Source organism: Curvibacter sp. EU05-FHT14A10, assembly GCF_058791075.1.
In genome coordinates this window covers 253,637-269,923 of sequence record NZ_JBYTDE010000002.1, presented here as the reverse complement: position 1 = coordinate 269,923, position 16,287 = coordinate 253,637, and the positions used below count along the sequence as shown (strand labels likewise).

Genomic DNA, 16,287 nt, shown 5'->3' with positions numbered 1-16,287 from the left:
GCACAGGGCAGGGGGCCTGGCCGCAAGCACCGGGTCGGGGTTTGACCAGCCTCGGGGTGCGGGTGCCGGCCCACGGGGTTGCGGCGTTATAAAGGCGTTGTCAGCCCATCCGACAAGGAGCCCCCGTGATCCATGGTTTTCTGCAATTGCTGGCCTTTCAGGCCTTGGGCGAGTTGTGCAGTCGCTTTGCACTGCCCTTCATTCCCGGGCCGGTGCTGGGCCTGGTGCTGCTGCTGGCGTACCTGGGGGTGCGCGGCACGGTGCCTGCCAGCATCGACCTGGTGGGCAGCGGCATCCTGCAACACCTGGGCCTGCTGTTCATCCCGGCCTCGGTGGGCGTGATCATGTACCTGCCCTTGCTGGGGGCCAACGCGCTGGCCCTGGGCCTGGCCCTGGTCTTGAGTGTGTCGGCCACCATCGCGGTGACGGCGCTGGTCCTCAAGTGGGCGGCCCGCCCCAGCCCGGAGGACGAGCATGCGCCCTGATCTGCCCCCCATCCACGAAATCTGGGTGTACCTGGCGGGCAGCCCGCTGTTTGCGCTGCTGCTCACCCTGGGGGCCTATGCCTTGGGGTTGTTCTGCTACGAGCGCAGCCGGCGCAACCCCTTGGCCAATCCGGTGCTGCTGGCCCTGCTGGTGGTGGCCCTGGGCCTGTACCTGGCCGACATGCCCTACGCACGCTACTTCGAGGGGGCCCAGTTTGTTCACTTTCTGCTGGGCACGGCCACGGTGTCGCTGGCGATCCCGATCTACAAAAGCTGGGCGTCCTTGCGTGGGCGCTTCGGGGTGCTGCTGCTGGCGCTGGCCGCTGGCGGAGTGTGTTCGATCGTGGTCGCGGTAGGCGTGCTCACCCTGTTCCATGCCGATGCCACCCTGGTGCGCGCCATGTTCGCCAAATCGGTCACCGCCCCGATTGCGATGGGCATGGCCGAGCGCATCGGGGCCTCGCCCACCTTGACGGCGGTGTTTGCGGTCAGCACCGGCATCCTGGGCGCGGTGCTTGGGCGCTATGTGCTCAATGCCTGCCGTGTCACGGCGTGGTGGCAGCGCGGTTTTGCACTGGGCGTGGCCGCCCATGGCATCGGTACCTCACGGGCCTTCAGCGTGCACCCGGCCGCCGGCACCTACGCCAGCCTGGGCATGGGCCTGCACGGCATTCTTGGCGCCACGCTGATCCCGGTGGTGCTGCGCTGGGTGTCGGGCTGAGGCGTCTCCAGGGGCGCTAGCTGCGCCAGTCTCGGGTCAAGGGTTGCAGGGGCCGCACGAGCCGCAGGAGCAAATGGGGGGCGTGTCGTTTTTCGCCAAGTGCATTGGTCAATCCAGCCATTGGCGGGGGCGGGCCGGGCGCCCTACGCTTGGCGCTCGAACCCTCCGATCGACCTTTCACCTGAGTAGCGACCCCCGTGTACCTGACCCAAGGCCTGCACCGTTCACTGCAGCGACACCCCGACAAGCCCGCTTTGCGCCATGTCGGCGACGGCGATGTTCGAGACCATTCCTTTGCTGAGTTGCTGGGCGACATTGCCCGGCATGCGGCGGCGCTGCAGGCCCGTGGCGTGGGGCCCGGCGACCGCGTGGCCTTGCTCGCCCCCAACCACGACCGCTTGGTGCGGGCGCTGTTCGCTTGCTGGTGGCTGGGCGCCGTGGCCTGCCCCCTGAACGTGCGCTGGACTGCGCCCGAGCTGGCCTATGCCGTCAGTGACAGCGGCGCCAGCCTGTTGGTGGTGGACGAGGCCTTGGCGGGTGGGGTGCGTGATCTGGCCCTGCCCATGATCGATTTTGAGCAACTGGCCCATGAGGCCCAACACGTGCAGGCGCTGCACGACGTGCGCGCGGGCGGCGACACCCTGGCCGCCATTCTTTACACCGGGGGCACCACGGGCCGATCCAAGGGTGTGATGCTCAGCCACGCCAATTTCTGGACGGCCTCGATGACCCGGGGCGCTGAGCTGAACAACGCCCCCGAGTCGGTCTCGCTGCTGGTGGCACCGCTGTTCCATGTGGCCGGGCTGGGGCGCCTGGTGGGCCAGACCCTGGTGGGGGGAACCTGCGTGACCCTGGCGCATTTCAAGCCAGGCGCGGTGCTGGAGGCCGTTGAGCGCCATGGCATCAGCGATGTGATCGTGGTGCCCACCATGCTGCAATCGCTGCTCGATGACCCAGGCTTTGCGCCCGAGCGGGTGCGCAGCCTCAACCGGATTGCCTTTGGCGCCGCCCCCATGCCGCCCGATCTGCTGGAGCGGGCTTTGCAGGCCTGGCCCCATGCTGAGTTCTTTCAGGCCTACGGGCTGACCGAGACCGCGGGTGCGGTCTGCATCAACCTGCCCGACAACCACCGCAACCCGGCGGCCCTGGCCCAGGGGCGTTTGAATTCGGTGGGCCGGGCCGGGCTGGGGGCCGAGATCCAGATCGTGGATGAAGGCGGGCGCGAGCTGCCGGCGGGCCAAGTGGGGCAGATCGTTGTGCGTGGCCCCATGGTCACCCGCGGCTACTGGCGTCTGCCCGAGACCAGTGCAGAGGCCTTGCGCGACGGTTGGCTGCACACGGGTGACGCCGGGCGCATGGATGCGCAGGGCTACCTGTTCATCGTGGACCGCCTCAAAGACATGATCATTTCCGGGGGCGAGAACATCTACTGCGCCGAGGTGGAGAGCGTGCTGCGCACCCACCCGCTGGTGTCGCAGGCGGCCGTCATTGGGCGACCCGACCCGCATTGGGGCGAGGTGGTGCATGCCGTGCTGGTGCTGGTCGAGGGGGCGGGTGTCGAGCAACTGCCGCTGCCCGCTTTGCGCGAGTGGTGCCATGAGCGCCTGGCGGGCTACAAATGCCCGCGCGGCCTGAGCCATGTGCCGGCGCTGCCCTTGTCGGCGGCCGGCAAGGTGCTGAAGACCGTGCTGCGCCAGCAGCTGGCGGCATGAGCGGGCTCCAGGCGGTGGCCGGCACCGACCCGCGGCAGGTCTTCAGCCAGGTGCCCTTCATGGCCTGGCTGCTGATGCGGCGCGAGTTTTCGGAGGGCGGGCGGGCCCGGCTGAGCATCGACGCCCGCGCAGAACTGGGCAATGTCATCGGTGCGGTGCACGGCGGGGTGTTGGTGGCAGTTGGCGCCGTCGCGCTGAGCCGTTTTCCGTTCGACCCCCAAAAGATCAGGAGACATCTATGAACCTCAATTTTCAGCGGCCCAATCGGCGCCATTGGGTGGTGAACCTGCTGGCGGGCCTGTCGGCGCTCGGCTTGGCGGGCACGGCGACGCCGGGGCGGGCCAGCGAGCGCTTTCCGAGCAAGCCCGTCCAACTGGTGCTGCCTTTTCCGCCTGGGGGCTCGTTCGACCCGGTGTTCCGCTCGCTGGCCGAAGCCGCCTCGCGTGAGCTGGGCCAGCCGGTGGTGCTGATGCACCAGCCCGGCGCGGGCGGCGTGGCGGGCACGGCCAATTTGGCGCGCATCGCCGAAGGCGATGGCTACACGATCGCCGTCATGCACAACTCGGTCATCCGCGCCCCGTTGGTGCAACGAGTGAACTGGGATCCGATCAAGGATTTCACCTACATCGGGGGCTTTCTCGGCCTGGTCACCGGGGTGTGCGTGGCGCGCGATGCGCCCTGGAAAACCTTCGACGACCTGATGGCCGACGCCAAGGCCCGGCCGGGCGCGATCAGTTGGGGCAATGTGGGCGCCATCAGCATCAACCGCATCACCGCCGAGCGCATGGCCCGCGGTGCGGGCACCTCGTTCAACATGGTGTCGTTCAAGGGCGGGGCCGAAGCCTTTCAGGCCTTGATCGGGCGCCATCTGGATGTGTACGCCGACCCCGGTTTTGGCCCCCAGGTGCAAGGCGGTCGGGCCCGGCTGCTGGCCGTGTTTCTGGATCAGCGCCACAAAAGCTACCCCGACGTGCCCACCCTCAAAGAGCTGGGCTACCCGGTCTCGATCGATTCACCGGTGGGCCTGGTGGCACCCAAGCGCCTGCCGCCCGAGGTGCTGCAGCGGCTGCACGTTGCCTTCCGCAAGGCCGCCAGCGACCCGGCCTACCTGAAGCAGCTGGACGCCTTCGACATGCTGGCGCAACTGAGCAGCCCGCAGGAATACACCGATTACGCCCGCGCCCAGTACGAGCGCGATCAGAAGATGCTGGCCGAGATCGGCTTCAAACTGGATTGATCCCCATGAGCAACAACCCCTTCGATTTTCAAGGCCGCCACGTGTTTGTGGCCGGCGGTTCGTCCGGCATCAACTTCGGCATTGCCCAGGCCTTTGCCGAGTCCGGTGCCCGCATCAGCCTGATCAGCCGCTCGGCCGACAAGGTCGGCAGCGCCGTGGCGGCCTTGCAGGCCACCGGTGCCGAGGCCTTTGGCCAGGCTGCCGACGTGCGCCAGCCCGAGGCGGTGGCGGCCGCCCTGGCCGCGGCGGCCGGGCGTTTTGGCCCCATCGATGTGCTGGTGTCGGGCGCTGCGGGCAACTTTCTGGCGCGGGTGCTCGACATGTCGCCCAATGCCTTCAAGACTGTGGTCGACATCGACCTGATGGGCAGCTTTCACGTCGCCCGCCTGGCCCACGAACACTTGCGCCAGCCCGGGGCCTGCGTGATCCAGATCTCGGCCAGCCAGGCGTTCACGCCCACGCCCTACCAGGCCCATGTCTGCGCCGCCAAGGCGGGGGTCGACATGCTGACCCAGGTGCTGGCCATGGAGTGGGGGCCGCAGGGCATCCGCGTCAATTCCATCGTGCCGGGGCCGATTGCCGACACTGAGGGTCTCAAGCGCCTGGCCCCCACCGCCGACACCCTGACCCAGATGGCCCAGCGCGTGCCCCTGCGTCGCCTGGGCCAGGTGAGCGACATCGCCCGCATGGCCCAATGGCTGGCCAGCGACTGGGGCAGCTTCATCACCGGGGCCATCATCCCGGTGGACGGGGGGCTGTCCTTGAGCGGCCCGCGCGATTTCTCGGCCGCTGCCGAAGCCACGGCGCGAGGCCCGCGCTGATGGGCGCAGAGGCAGCCAACCAGGCAGACCTGCAGGCCGACGCCGAGTTGGCGCAATGCCTTTTACTGCATCAGGCCCTTCGGCAGGCGGCCCGCAGCCGCCTCGACGATGGGGCCCGCCTGCTGGCGATCACCGACCTGAGCCTGGTGTTCAGCGCCGCCCCCGAGGCGCCGTTGCAGGCCCACGGCCGGGTCACAGGCGGTGGGCGCTCGGTGTGCTTTTGCGAGGCCGAGCTGCGTGACCGCGCGCAGCGCCTGGTCGCGCGGGCCATGGGCACCTTCCGCTATCAGCGATAGCGCCCGGGCATGGCTTGAATGGGGCTGGCGTTCGCCACAATAGGGCCTCTTGCGTCCCAGCTCTCACCACCATGATTCTTCTGACCGGCGGCACCGGCTTCATCTGCAGCCACACCGCGGTGGCCCTGGCCCAGGCCGGGCTGCCCTGTGTGCTGCTCGACAACCTGGCCAACAGCCCGGAGTCCACCCTGCAGGGCCTGGCCCGCATCACGGGCCAGGTCCCCTTGTTTGTTCAGGGCGATGTGCGCGATGCGGCCCTGCTCGACACCTTGTTGGCGCGCTACCCCATCCAGGCCGTGGTGCATGGCGCCAGCCTCAAGGCCGTGGGCGAGGGCTTGGCCCAGCCCGCGCTCTACCATGACAACAACGTGGGCGGCACGGTCACGCTGATCCGGGCCATGGAGCGCGCCGGGGTGCGGCGGCTGGTGTTCTCTTCGTCATCCACGGTCTACGGCAATCCCGCAGCGCAGCAACTGGCCGAGACCGCTCCCCTGGCCCCGTTGAACCCCGAGGCCCGCAGCAAGGTCATGGTCGAGCAGATCCTGCACGACGTGGCCGCCAGCCACCCTGACTGGCGCATGCTCAGCCTGCGCTGCTTCAACCCGGTCGGGGCGCACCCCAGCGGCCAGCTGGGCGAGGCGCCTCGCGGCCAGACGCTGAACCTGCTCACGGTGATGGCCCAGGCCGCCGCCGGCCAGCGCCCACCCTTGAGCATCTTCGGCAACGACTACCCCACGCCCGATGGCACCGGGGTGCGCGACTACATCCACGTGATGGACCTGGCCCTGGGCCACCTGGCCGCCGTGCGGCAGGTGCTGCAACAGGGGCCGCCCACGCAGGAACGTCACCGCATCCTCAACCTGGGCCGTGGCCAGGGCCTCTCGGTGCTGCAACTGCTGCAAGCCTTTGAGCAGCACACCGGCCACCCCGTGCCTCACCAGTGGGCACCGCGGCGTGAGGGCGATGCGGCCTGCTGGATGGCTGATGTGACGGCCGCGCGTCAGCACCTCGGTTGGCAGGCGGAGCTGGGCCTGGCTGACATGTGCATCGATGCCTGGCGGTGGCAGGGCGGGGTTTAACGGCGCAAGTTTGGCGCCCCTTCAATCTGCTCGCCACAACTGAGACTTTCTCTTACCTGCAGCGGTCCATCAAATTTCAAATCGGCATTCAGAATCCATCGGGTTCATGGAATGTGATTTTGGAGGACGTTGGCCATGCGCCCATCGGCACAGACAATCCGCCCTGCGGCCCGCCCCGCAGCGACGTTTCAAAGCCACCTGGGTGAGGTCATCGGGTGCGATGGTCTGCTTTGGCAGGTCCAAACCGCTTCAGGGCCATTGAGCGCTCTTTTGGCCACCCATGTCCCCGGGGTGGCGCCGGGGCAGCAGGTGGTGCTGCAATGCCCACCCGATGGCTTTCCCGTCTCTGCCTTGATTGTGGCTGCTTACCCACTGGACAAGGGCTCGCGAGCGCCCCTCCTGGATTACCAGGCTGCCAGCAACACCCTGAAGATCTCGGCCACCCGTCTTGAGCTGAACGGCCTTGATGCCGTCTCGTTGCGCTGCGGAGAGGCTTCGATTCACCTGAACTTGAACGGCGAACTCAGTTGCCAGGCCGATCGCATTCTGAGCGCTGCCTTGGGCACGCACCGCATCGAAGGTGCTTCGGTCGAAATCAACTGACGGGCCCGCCATGAATGCAGTCCACCCCCTGCCTGCACCGTTGTCACGGTTTCGCCTGCCGCCGCAGCCCGGACTGCTGGAGCAGATCATGGACAAAGCCATGCGGGCGCGGCAGCGCCGCCGTCGCCTGATGGCCGATCAAGGGGCCACCTTGAACGCGCTGAGGGTCATGGACACCCAGCTTGAACAGTGCATCGTGGCCCTGAGCCTGGATCAGCCAGGCGCTGACCGTCTGCTGCAGGCGCGCATCGACGAAGCCCGTGTCCAAGGCGCACGGGGGCTGCCGGCCTGGGTCTTTTTGCGCTGTGCGCTCGCCATCCAGTGTCGCCACGCCGAACTGCCACAGTGGTTCGACGCTGAGCTGGTCGCCCACCCTGACGAGGTACGAGACGCTCTGTTGTTCTTTCCGGTCCCGTCAAGCTTGCTGCAAGAGCGCAACGATCACATCGTGCCTTTCATGCAGCGGCAACCGTCGAACTGCTTTCCCTTGTTTGTCGAGCTGATCGGTCGACGCACGCTGCACGAGCGTCGGGCCGCATTGCTCCAGGCTCAGCAGGCCAACCCCTTGGCCGCCTCAGTGCATCTCGCATTGCTGCGTCTGGGCATCTTCAACGACGGCAGCGAGGCCTTTGTGCGCCATGCTTTGACCCATGGCTCGGCCCCACTTCAGGTACAGGCACTGCAACTGGTGGGCATGTCGGGCCGACGCAGGCTCTACCGATTGGGCCAAGGGCTGCTGCAATCCCCCCATGCACCCCTGCAAGATCTGGCTTGGGCACTGCATGCGCTGGATCAGCCCCAGCGTGCTGTCGAGACGGCCTTGGCTTGGGGGATTGACCCGGCCGCCGGTGAGCAGGCCAAGGCGGGCGCTGGCCGCGTGCCTGAGCCCATCGGGTGGCGTGTGTTGGCCCTGGGCGGTCATCTGACAGGCCTGATGTGCGCCTGCAAAGGCATCACCGCGCAGGCCGGTCCGGTCACCGAGCTTCAGACGGATCTTCTGTGGCTGACGCTGGGCCAGGTGCCCCCGGCGTTGCGCCAAAAGCCCAACCTGGCCGAGCCCAAGCAGCAGGCCCTGCGCGAGCTCATGCTGCAAGCGCTCCGACGGGCCTTTGTGCCGCTTCAAAACGGTGCCGACACAGCGCCCTGGACGCTGGCGGCCTGGGTCAGCGATCCGGGCCGGGCTGCCGAGCTGCGCCTGCGCGAAGGCAGGCCGCAGGGCTCTCCGAGTCAACCGGCGGCCTTTCCGGCCATTCTGCCCGAGCTGTCTCAGCCCCTGCGGCAATGGCTTTACTTTGAACGCGCCCATGCCACCCAGCAACCGTTTGCTGTCGATGCGAGCGACGTGGCCAGGCACCAGGATGACGCGGCCATGCTGGCCGAGCTCGTCACCGAGTTCAACGCTGGCGGCGCATCCACCGCGCCCCACTGAGAGCGACCCCACCATGGAGCTGCTCAACTACACGCCATTTCTGGCAGACACCGTCGAAACGCTCGATGCACAGGGGCAAGCGGTGCATTTGGTGGTTATCAAAGGCAGTTGGTTGTTTCGGGGCCTGGGCCTGGCCTCACCCGCCCAGGCGGCGCCCTTGCATCGGCTGGCTCAACGCATGCGCCTTGGCGATCTGGTGCGTGAACCCTTGCAACAGCAGGTGCTCGCTGCCGCACACAAGGCGGACGACTGGGTGGATTGGGTCGGCGCCGACTACGTGCTCCCGAAACCCGCACTGGATGTGCTGGTGGCCGGACATTGCCATGCCCCTGATGGCCGGGCCTGCCGCCAGTTTGAGGCAGGTCTCTCGATTGGCGATCAACAATGGTTCATTGATGCTCATGCCCCACGCCGTTGGTGCCCTGCTTCCTTGCTGGGCTGGCGCATCGAGCCTTTGGGCGAGGTGCGCACCGTCCCCATGCATGCAGCATTCTCGCTTGGTGGTCAGCTCAACCCCGAGCGGGGGCCGCAAACAGCCTTGCCCTCCAAAGCCGCGCCAGCATTGCAGGCCCGTCTGAGGCTTTTGCCCTGGCTCGAAGACCCCAGGGCCCCGATCAGAACCCCCCGGGATCGGACCCCACCCGTCGGCTGGAACCAATGGCCCAGTGATGCAACCCACCGGCAACGCCATGCAGGTCATTGCGATGAGGTTTGGCGGCGTTCGCGGGCACCACGGCCACCCCTTGACTTCAACCAGCGCTTTCACAACCTGGCTGCGCCCGAGCTGCAACTGGGGCAGGTCCCCGTACCCGGTACGCGGGTCCGTCTGCAAAACCTGTCCAGTCGGGGTCGCGATGAATTCACTTGGCCCGATCTGGGCTTGTACCTGCAGGCGCAATGGCACAACGGCCATCGCCCTCCACCCGTCCATCTGGTGCCCGACACCTTGCTGCTGGAGCCCACCCAGTCGCGGTACAGCCTCACTTGGCGTGCAGTGGTTCCGCAGGGCGAGGGGCCTGGTGGTGTGAGTCTTTTGGAGCTGGGCGTCACCCGGGCCAGCACCTCTTCCAGCATGAACCGAGCAGCATGATGACCGTGTCTTCCAAGACCCGCCCCCTTTTGGCGTTGCAGAGCTGGGGCATGGTGACCGCGCTCGGCCATTCGACCGCGCAGACCCTCTCTTCCCTGCTAGGGGGCGTGAGCGGCTTTCGGTTCCAGCACCGGCCCGAGTTCAGTGTCGATCCCTTGACCTGCGCCCCCTGCCGTCATGCATTGCGCACCGGCCAGGAGCACGGCGCCCAGCGGCTGCAACCGCTGTTGCAGTCCGCGCTGGCCGAGGCGCTGGAGCGCCTGCCGTTGCCCGCCAGGCCGCCAGAATGGCGCAGCCACCTCCTGTACCTGCTGGTGCTGCCCCACTGGGCCGATACCGGTATGGCACAACAGCTCTTGCGAGCCGCTGAGCAGACCCTGGCCGCGCACCCGATCTGGACCACCCTCGGCCGCAGACAGGGGCGCTATGTGCTGCATGGCAGCAGTGGTGTGGCCCATGCCCTGCAAATGGCCTATGACGCGCTGGATGCCGATCCACTGCTGCAATACATCGTCATCGCCAGCGCCGACTCATGGGCAGAGCCCTCGGTGCTGGGCAAGGCCGCACGTGAGGGCCTGATTCTGAGCCGCGGCTCAAGCCCGGGTACCCAGGGCACCCAGGGCTTTGTGGCTGGCGAAGCCGCTGTTGGCTTGCTTCTGCGCCCCTGCCCCAGCGTTCAACACCTGCCCGCTGGCTGGTTTGCGCTGCACCGGCCTGGTTTGCAGAACAACCCTGTTCCACGCTGGCCCAGCACCCTTCAAGGCGATGGCCAGGCCCTCAACCAGGCGGTCGAGCAAGCGCTGTCGATGGCCGGCCTGAAGGCCGAGCACTTGAGCCATCTGGCCAGCGACTCGGATGGCTCGGGCTGGCGTGTGATGGATGAGCTGCGGCTGCAGCAGCGCGCCCTGGCCGCTTGCACCCAGGCCCCTCATGTTCTGCGCATTGCCGACCCACTGGGGCAGACCGGTACTGCGGCCTTGCCCCTGATGTGGGCCCTGATGGCCGAAAAAGAGGCCCGCCACATCGAGCGGGTGAACGCCGCCCTGACCTGGAGCCTGGGCATGGACAAAAGCACCGCGGCGGTGGTGATGGAGCGCTCGCCCAGGCGTGCGGCGCGGCGCAAGACAGGCACAACACACCATGGCTGAGCTCGCCACCCACCAGCTGCTGCTGATCTCGCAAAGCCAGATCGGCACCGTCCATCAAAGCATGGACCCGGTGCACCTCAAGCCCAAGGGCGAGCCAGGCCTGGCCACCCACCGCAATGACAGCAGCGTGATCGCCAACCCGGCCGCCACCGTCACCCACAACGGCACGGCCCTGGCCCACCAGCACAGCATCCTCGACAACGGCCAGCACGATTTCGTCGTGATGCGCAGCCTGTTCACCCAGGTTCAGCACCATGGCAATCATTTCCTCGAACACGACAAGCAGCTCCACATCGAAGGCCACCACGCGGTGATGCACGGCGTGAAGACCGGCACGGCCACCGTCTGGTCGCTGCTGCCCTCGTCGGCAAGAGTGGCCATCGAGAACGGCCAAAAGGTCATTGCCGGTGTCAGTGCCGAGGGCTTGGCCCGAGCCGGCGCTGCCCAAGCCCAGGCGGTGATGGCGCAGCTGGCCTCGCCAGAGAGCCTGCTCAACCTGGCCGTCACCCTGGGGCTGTTGGCACTCAGTGCCGTGCCTGGCGTGGGTTGGGTGGGCACTGCCGTGCTGGGCGGTGATCGTCTGTTGACGCTGGCCCAAAACCTGGGGCCCAGGCTGGCGGAGCTCACGGACCTGGTGGCCGCCTGGAGCGAACCCATGACCCCCGCCCAGTTGGCCGAGGCCACAGCCCAACTGGAGCAATGGATGGCTGGCGCCGGCACCGCCCTGCTGTTGAGCGCCATGGGCAGGGCCGGCGCCAAACTGGCCCCCAAGGTCAGTGCCCTGGGTAACTCGGTCAAAGAGGTGGTGGTGCGCAAGGTGGGCGGGGGGCGCAAAAGCCATTGCGCCTGCGCCACGGGCGGCCCCGTCATCATCGCGACCGGCGAGAAGACACTCACCGAGCTGGATTTTGAACTCAGCCACACGGTGCCCATCGTCTGGCAACGGTATTACCGTTCCGGCCTGTCCCGTGATGGCTGGTTTGGGCAGGGCTGGGTGCTGCCGATGTCGGTCGAACTGCTGATCGGCGCGCAAGGCTTGCAATACCTGGACGAACGAGCGCGCACCGTGGCCTTGCCCTGGCTGGAGGTGGGCCACACCCATTGGGACGCGTATGAGCAGTTCACCCTGCAACGGTCCGATGCCCAGACCTGGGTGGTGAACCACAAGAGCGGCCTGGCCTTTCATTTTGTCCGTCGCCATGCGACGCAATGGCGCTTGCCCCTGCGGGGCATGGTGAACCGCGATGGTCAGGGGTTTGAACTGTTCTACCGTGCAGCCCCCCAAGACCTTGCCGCAGTCCACAGGCCTTACCAACTGCGCGACACGCAAGGCGCGGTGCTGCATTTGAGCTGGACGGCCGATGCCCACTTGCAAGAGGTCAGTCTTCAGGCCCGCCCAGGCGACAAGCCCCAGCTTCTGGTGCGCTACCGCTACCAAGACCGCCAACTGGTGGAGGCCATCGACGCCGCGGGCCACAGCCGCCGTTACCGCTGGCAAAACCAGGTGCTGACCGGCTACACCACGCTCGAAGGCGGCACTTTTGAAGCCAGCTACGACCACTACCACCCCGGTGGCAAGGTGCTGCGATCCTGGGCCCAGGACGGCAGCCTGGATGACCGATTCAACTACCAGCCCCTGCTCAGGCGCACTACCGTCACCGATGTCCTGGGCCGGGCCACCGTCTATGAATACGATGCCCGAGAAGACATCATCGCCAGCACCGATGCCGCCGGCCACCGCACGCTGACCCCCACCGACGCCAATGGCAACCCGCGCAGCGTGCAAGATGCCTTGGGCCGCAGCACCAGCTACCAGCACGACGCCCGCGGCAACCTGGTCCGTCTCATCGATGCGGCGGGCCACACCACCCGCATCGACTACAACGCGCTGGACCTGCCCGAGCGCCTGACCGATGCCGCCGGCGGTCAATGGCTGCGTCGCTACGATGAACGGGGCCACTTGATCGAGCAGGTCGATCCCCTGCAGCAAAGTACCCGCTACGCCTACAACGAACGGGGCCTGCCCGTGCAGATCACCGATGCCCGAGGGGGGCGCCAAACCTTGCAGTGGGGCGCGCGCGGTCAACTGACGCAGTTTGTCGACTGCTCCGGGCAGAGCACCGATTTTCGGCACGATGAACTGGGCCGCCTGGTAGAGCGCCGTGACAGCCTGGGCCAAAGCACCCGCTATGCCTACGACGTGCTCAACCGGCTCACCCAGGCCATCGACCCTGATGGGGGCGTGCACCACTACCGCTATGGGGCCGCCGGACAACTGCTCGGCTACACCAACCCGTTGGGCGCGCAAACCCACTATGCCTACAACCGCAGGGGCCAACTGCTCAGGCGCACCGACGCCTTGGGCCACACCCTGCACTACCTCTATGACCGCGCGTCGCGCCTGCAGGCCTTGCAAAACGAGAACGGTGCCCACCACCAGTTTCGCTACGACCTGCTTGACCGTGTCACCGACGAAATCGGCTTTGATGGGCGCCATCAGCGCTACGTCTACAACGCCGCAGGCGAGCTCAGCCACCTGATCGAAACGGGCGGCACCGAGCTCGGCCCTGGCAAGGTCACCCACTTCGAACGCGACGCCCTGGGCAGACTCACCGCCAAGCGCCACGAGGGCGAGCCCGACCATGAAGAGCCCGGCCCCGAAAAGCCCGGCCCAGCGCCGCCCCAGCACACCGACGCTCCGTTCGCCTCTGCCAGCAGCCGCTTCCGATACGACCCCCTGGGCCGCCTCATCGGTGCCAGCAATGCCGCCGCCCAGATCACCCTGGCCTACGACCCCCTGGGCCAGTTGCTCAGCGAAACCCAGGTCCTGTACGGCCTCCAGCCTCAACCCCTGAAGCGCCGCCTCAGCCACCGCTACGACCCCCTGGGCAACCGCGTGCGCACCGAACTGCCCGATGGCCGAGCCCTGAACCGGCTGTACTACGGCTCGGGCCACCTGCACCAGATCAACCTTGAAACCCCCGCCTCAGAGCCCGGCCAGCCCGCCCGCTTTGAAGTCATCACCGATCTGGAGCGCGACGCCCTGCACCGCGAGGTGCAACGCAGCCAGGGCGCCCTGAGCAGCCGCTACGATCACGACCCCCTGGGCCGCCTCACACGCCACCATGCCAGTCTGGGCCCGCACGCGGCGCGCCCGGTCCTGGAGCGACGCTACACCTACGATGCCGCAGGCCAGTTGCAGCAACGCCAAGACAGCCGGCGCGGCGGCCAGCACTTTGAGTACGACCCCACCGGCCGCATCCTGGCGGCCCTGCCCACGGCCACCAACACCGCGTTTGCGCCTGAGCGCTTTGTGTTCGATCCCGCCAGCAACATCCTCAGCCCCGGCTCGCCCGATGGGGCCATCCAGACCCTGCCCGACAACCGACTGCGCACCTACCAAGACCTGAGTTTTGAGTACGACCCCCACGGCAACCTGATCCGCCGCACCCAGGCCCACCCAAGCCTGGAGCAACACAGCGACACCCAACTGAGCTGGGACGCCGCCCACCAACTGAGTCGTGCCCAGGTCAGCCGCCACGGTGTCACCCAAACCACCCACTACCGCTACGATGCCCTGGGCCGACGCATTAGCAAGACAGACGCCTTTGGCAGCACCCACTACCTGTGGGACGGCCACCTGCTGCTGCAAAGCCAGCGCGCCAGCCAACCCACCGCGCTGTTCATCCACGAGCCCAACAGCTTTGTGCCCCTGGCAACCGTGCAGCACGGGCAGACCTTCTGGTACCAGTGCGACCAGATCGGCGCGCCGCTGGAACTCACCGACGTCCAGGGGCGTGTGGCCTGGGCGGCGGATTACAAGGTGTGGGGAGAGGCCAAAGTCTGGCAGGGCTTGAGGACAGGGACGGATGACTTGGCCACGGGCTGGTCCCTGGCCCAGGCCCAGGCCCAGGCCCAGGCCCAGGCCCAGGCCCAGGGCAGAGGCCCGACGCCGCCCTTGGAGCAACCGTTTCGGTTTCAGGGGCAGCAGTTTGATGAGGAGACGGGGCTGCACTACAACCGGTTTCGGTACTACGATCCGATGGTTGGGAGGTTTGTTTCTCAGGATCCGATTGGGTTGGAGGGTGGTTTTAATATTTATCAATACAGCCCGAGTCCAAATTTATGGATGGATCCATTTGGTCTGACCGGAGCTGCGGGGAAGATTGTTGGTTTGAATATTCCAGATGGCATCGAGACTGGCCTTAGTAAAATGGAGGGAGGTACTGGAGTAACCAACTCTGCTGTTAAGCAGGCATACGATAATGTCCCTAAATCAGCGAGAAGTGATTATCATGGGGATTGTGCCGAGGCTGACATGTTGAGCAAGGCAGCAAATAAGAATGGTATTACATCTTTGGCTGGCCTTAAAAATATGACCGCCGGTGCAACTATGACGGTCTGGCGCAATGATAGGAAAATGAAACCCATGACCGCCTGCTCATCATGTGCTCACGTGAAGAAACAATTGGAAATTGGTGACGATTGCGAAATTTGATTTTAATTGTATTTAATTATGAAAAATTCAGAAGACTTTCAATCGCAAAATATATCTTGCAGAATTCAGTATGATTTGTTTGTGAGCAGCTTTGATATCGCAAAGATGTCGTATTTTGAAATGATGGGAGTCCTTCGGGACTATATTGTGGAAGAGGTGCTTGAGCCGAATAGTGTTAGAGAAAATGACTTTTCGACTAGGGCGTTGAGTATTGTTGATTTTTATGTTGGTAAGGTGTCTGATTATTTGAGGGGGAATATTTCGGATGAGGAGATGAATATTTATTGTGATGAAAATTTTAAAAATAGAGAATGCAATGATATCTCCATCCAAGATTTTAATCTTTTAAAGATGGTTCATTACATACTTTTTAATAAAGGGAGGTCGTCTGTCGAGAGAGATGGTGCTGACTTTTTGATGGGATTTGTATTTTATGATGTGGGTCGGTTTGGTTTGGGCGCTTGTGAGAAATTTAGAGCTTATATTCAATCGCATTCGCTAATGCAAAAGTTTAAAATTTAAAATTGTTTTTTGGGTGATGTTTTTATTGGTAATATTTTCTGGTTGTTGTGAATTTTCTTTTGCCATTAATAATAATCAAAGGATAGTCTGCAAAACCCGATCCAACCACTTGGACGAACTTAAACATTGCACAAGATAGCGGCTATGAATCACATCGCGTTCGGCCTTGACCCGCTGTCCAAGACGGCCTGCAAAGAAATCCTTCTAAGTTGAAGGAATCGGGTGGTGTCATGCTCAGTACTTGTGACGCTGATCTCACCGTACGGGCGTTGCGCGCGCAAGACGCCGAGCCGACGCCTGCAGTCTGCAGTCTGCAGTCTGCAGTCTGCAGTGGAGACCATCCGTAAGCGTCCTGGCAAGTCATCTACTCAACCCTGCGCCGCCGCCTGAGGATCCAACCCACCAATCACTCCCCTTGGTGTGCACATGGACTCCTCAGCAATCAATCTCCCTTCGCCCGGCCGGCGCCGCGGCCGCTACAGCGTAAGCGGCCAGTCCTCCCATCTTGCCCCCCATTTCCGAGGTCCCGAAGATGCCCATTTCACTTCTAAATGGACATTCTCATGGGGGCAATCAAAGGTGCCCCCCGCGTCAGACTTGTTGTCTACAGGGACTTCCCACGTTGTTCAACATGAATTTCTTGAGC

General features: G+C 65.0%; 14 protein-coding genes. All 14 read left to right on the top strand.

Annotated features, from left to right (window positions below; translation table 11 throughout):
• Nucleotides 1-125 precede the first annotated feature (125 nt).
• The 14 genes from AC3WUT_RS04325 (at nucleotide 126) to AC3WUT_RS04260 (ending at nucleotide 15,641) form a co-directional block, all read left to right on the top strand.
• Entirely contained in the window at nucleotides 126-485 is a 360-nt protein-coding gene (locus AC3WUT_RS04325; protein ID WP_492345846.1) for a CidA/LrgA family protein, read from the top strand.
• Nucleotides 475-1,206 carry an LrgB family protein gene (locus AC3WUT_RS04320; protein ID WP_492345845.1) on the top strand — a complete coding sequence of 244 codons (732 nt, stop codon included), beginning with the start codon at nucleotides 475-477 and terminating at the stop codon, nucleotides 1,204-1,206. Before AC3WUT_RS04325 ends, AC3WUT_RS04320 begins: the two co-directional genes overlap by 11 nt.
• A gap of 197 nt (nucleotides 1,207-1,403) precedes the next feature.
• Nucleotides 1,404-2,918 carry a class I adenylate-forming enzyme family protein gene (locus AC3WUT_RS04315; protein WP_492345844.1) on the top strand — a complete coding sequence of 505 codons (1,515 nt, stop codon included), beginning with the start codon at nucleotides 1,404-1,406 and terminating at the stop codon, nucleotides 2,916-2,918.
• Nucleotides 2,915-3,160, top strand: coding sequence for a hypothetical protein (locus tag AC3WUT_RS04310; protein WP_492345843.1), 246 nt, complete (start codon nucleotides 2,915-2,917; stop codon nucleotides 3,158-3,160). Before AC3WUT_RS04315 ends, AC3WUT_RS04310 begins: the two co-directional genes overlap by 4 nt.
• Complete coding sequence (locus tag AC3WUT_RS04305) at nucleotides 3,157-4,155, top strand: tripartite tricarboxylate transporter substrate binding protein (protein ID WP_492345842.1); 999 nt, start codon at nucleotides 3,157-3,159, stop codon at nucleotides 4,153-4,155. The genes AC3WUT_RS04310 and AC3WUT_RS04305 overlap by 4 nt, the downstream gene beginning before the upstream one ends.
• A 5-nt stretch (nucleotides 4,156-4,160) precedes the next feature.
• Nucleotides 4,161-4,976: an SDR family oxidoreductase gene (locus AC3WUT_RS04300; protein ID WP_492345841.1), complete on the top strand. Its 816-nt coding sequence runs from the start codon at nucleotides 4,161-4,163 to the stop codon at nucleotides 4,974-4,976.
• Complete coding sequence (locus tag AC3WUT_RS04295; protein WP_492345840.1) at nucleotides 4,976-5,272, top strand: PaaI family thioesterase; 297 nt, start codon at nucleotides 4,976-4,978, stop codon at nucleotides 5,270-5,272. The genes AC3WUT_RS04300 and AC3WUT_RS04295 overlap by 1 nt, the downstream gene beginning before the upstream one ends.
• Before the next feature lie 71 nt (nucleotides 5,273-5,343).
• Nucleotides 5,344-6,351, top strand: a complete 1,008-nt coding sequence (galE, locus tag AC3WUT_RS04290) for a UDP-glucose 4-epimerase GalE (protein ID WP_492345839.1) — start codon at nucleotides 5,344-5,346, stop codon at nucleotides 6,349-6,351.
• Nucleotides 6,352-6,621: 270 nt separating this feature from the next.
• Nucleotides 6,622-6,954 (top strand): hypothetical protein, encoded by a 333-nt coding sequence (locus tag AC3WUT_RS04285; RefSeq protein WP_492345838.1) that lies wholly within the window; start codon nucleotides 6,622-6,624, stop codon nucleotides 6,952-6,954.
• 10 nt (nucleotides 6,955-6,964) lie between these two features.
• Entirely contained in the window at nucleotides 6,965-8,383 is a 1,419-nt protein-coding gene (locus AC3WUT_RS04280; protein WP_492345837.1) for a hypothetical protein, read from the top strand.
• A 13-nt stretch (nucleotides 8,384-8,396) separates the two neighbouring features.
• Nucleotides 8,397-9,473: a DUF2169 domain-containing protein gene (locus AC3WUT_RS04275; protein ID WP_492345836.1), complete on the top strand. Its 1,077-nt coding sequence runs from the start codon at nucleotides 8,397-8,399 to the stop codon at nucleotides 9,471-9,473.
• Nucleotides 9,470-10,621 carry a hypothetical protein gene (locus tag AC3WUT_RS04270; RefSeq protein WP_492345835.1) on the top strand — a complete coding sequence of 384 codons (1,152 nt, stop codon included), beginning with the start codon at nucleotides 9,470-9,472 and terminating at the stop codon, nucleotides 10,619-10,621. The genes AC3WUT_RS04275 and AC3WUT_RS04270 overlap by 4 nt, the downstream gene beginning before the upstream one ends.
• Nucleotides 10,614-15,119 carry an RHS repeat-associated core domain-containing protein gene (locus tag AC3WUT_RS04265; protein WP_492345834.1) on the top strand — a complete coding sequence of 1,502 codons (4,506 nt, stop codon included), beginning with the start codon at nucleotides 10,614-10,616 and terminating at the stop codon, nucleotides 15,117-15,119. The genes AC3WUT_RS04270 and AC3WUT_RS04265 overlap by 8 nt, the downstream gene beginning before the upstream one ends.
• Nucleotides 15,120-15,200: 81 nt before the next feature.
• On the top strand, nucleotides 15,201-15,641 hold the full coding sequence (locus tag AC3WUT_RS04260) for a hypothetical protein (protein WP_492345833.1): 441 nt from the start codon (nucleotides 15,201-15,203) through the stop codon (nucleotides 15,639-15,641).
• The last annotated feature ends 646 nt before the right edge of the window (nucleotides 15,642-16,287 follow it).

Coding starts and splice junctions, on each gene's coding strand:
- AC3WUT_RS04320 (WP_492345845.1), top strand. CDS start 475: ATGCGCCCTGATCTGCCCCCCATCCACGAAATCTGGGTGTACCTGGCG.
- AC3WUT_RS04310 (WP_492345843.1), top strand. CDS start 2,915: ATGAGCGGGCTCCAGGCGGTGGCCGGCACCGACCCGCGGCAGGTCTTC.
- AC3WUT_RS04305 (WP_492345842.1), top strand. CDS start 3,157: ATGAACCTCAATTTTCAGCGGCCCAATCGGCGCCATTGGGTGGTGAAC.
- AC3WUT_RS04300 (WP_492345841.1), top strand. CDS start 4,161: ATGAGCAACAACCCCTTCGATTTTCAAGGCCGCCACGTGTTTGTGGCC.
- AC3WUT_RS04295 (WP_492345840.1), top strand. CDS start 4,976: ATGGGCGCAGAGGCAGCCAACCAGGCAGACCTGCAGGCCGACGCCGAG.
- galE (WP_492345839.1), top strand. CDS start 5,344: ATGATTCTTCTGACCGGCGGCACCGGCTTCATCTGCAGCCACACCGCG.
- AC3WUT_RS04280 (WP_492345837.1), top strand. CDS start 6,965: ATGAATGCAGTCCACCCCCTGCCTGCACCGTTGTCACGGTTTCGCCTG.
- AC3WUT_RS04275 (WP_492345836.1), top strand. CDS start 8,397: ATGGAGCTGCTCAACTACACGCCATTTCTGGCAGACACCGTCGAAACG.
- AC3WUT_RS04270 (WP_492345835.1), top strand. CDS start 9,470: ATGATGACCGTGTCTTCCAAGACCCGCCCCCTTTTGGCGTTGCAGAGC.
- AC3WUT_RS04265 (WP_492345834.1), top strand. CDS start 10,614: ATGGCTGAGCTCGCCACCCACCAGCTGCTGCTGATCTCGCAAAGCCAG.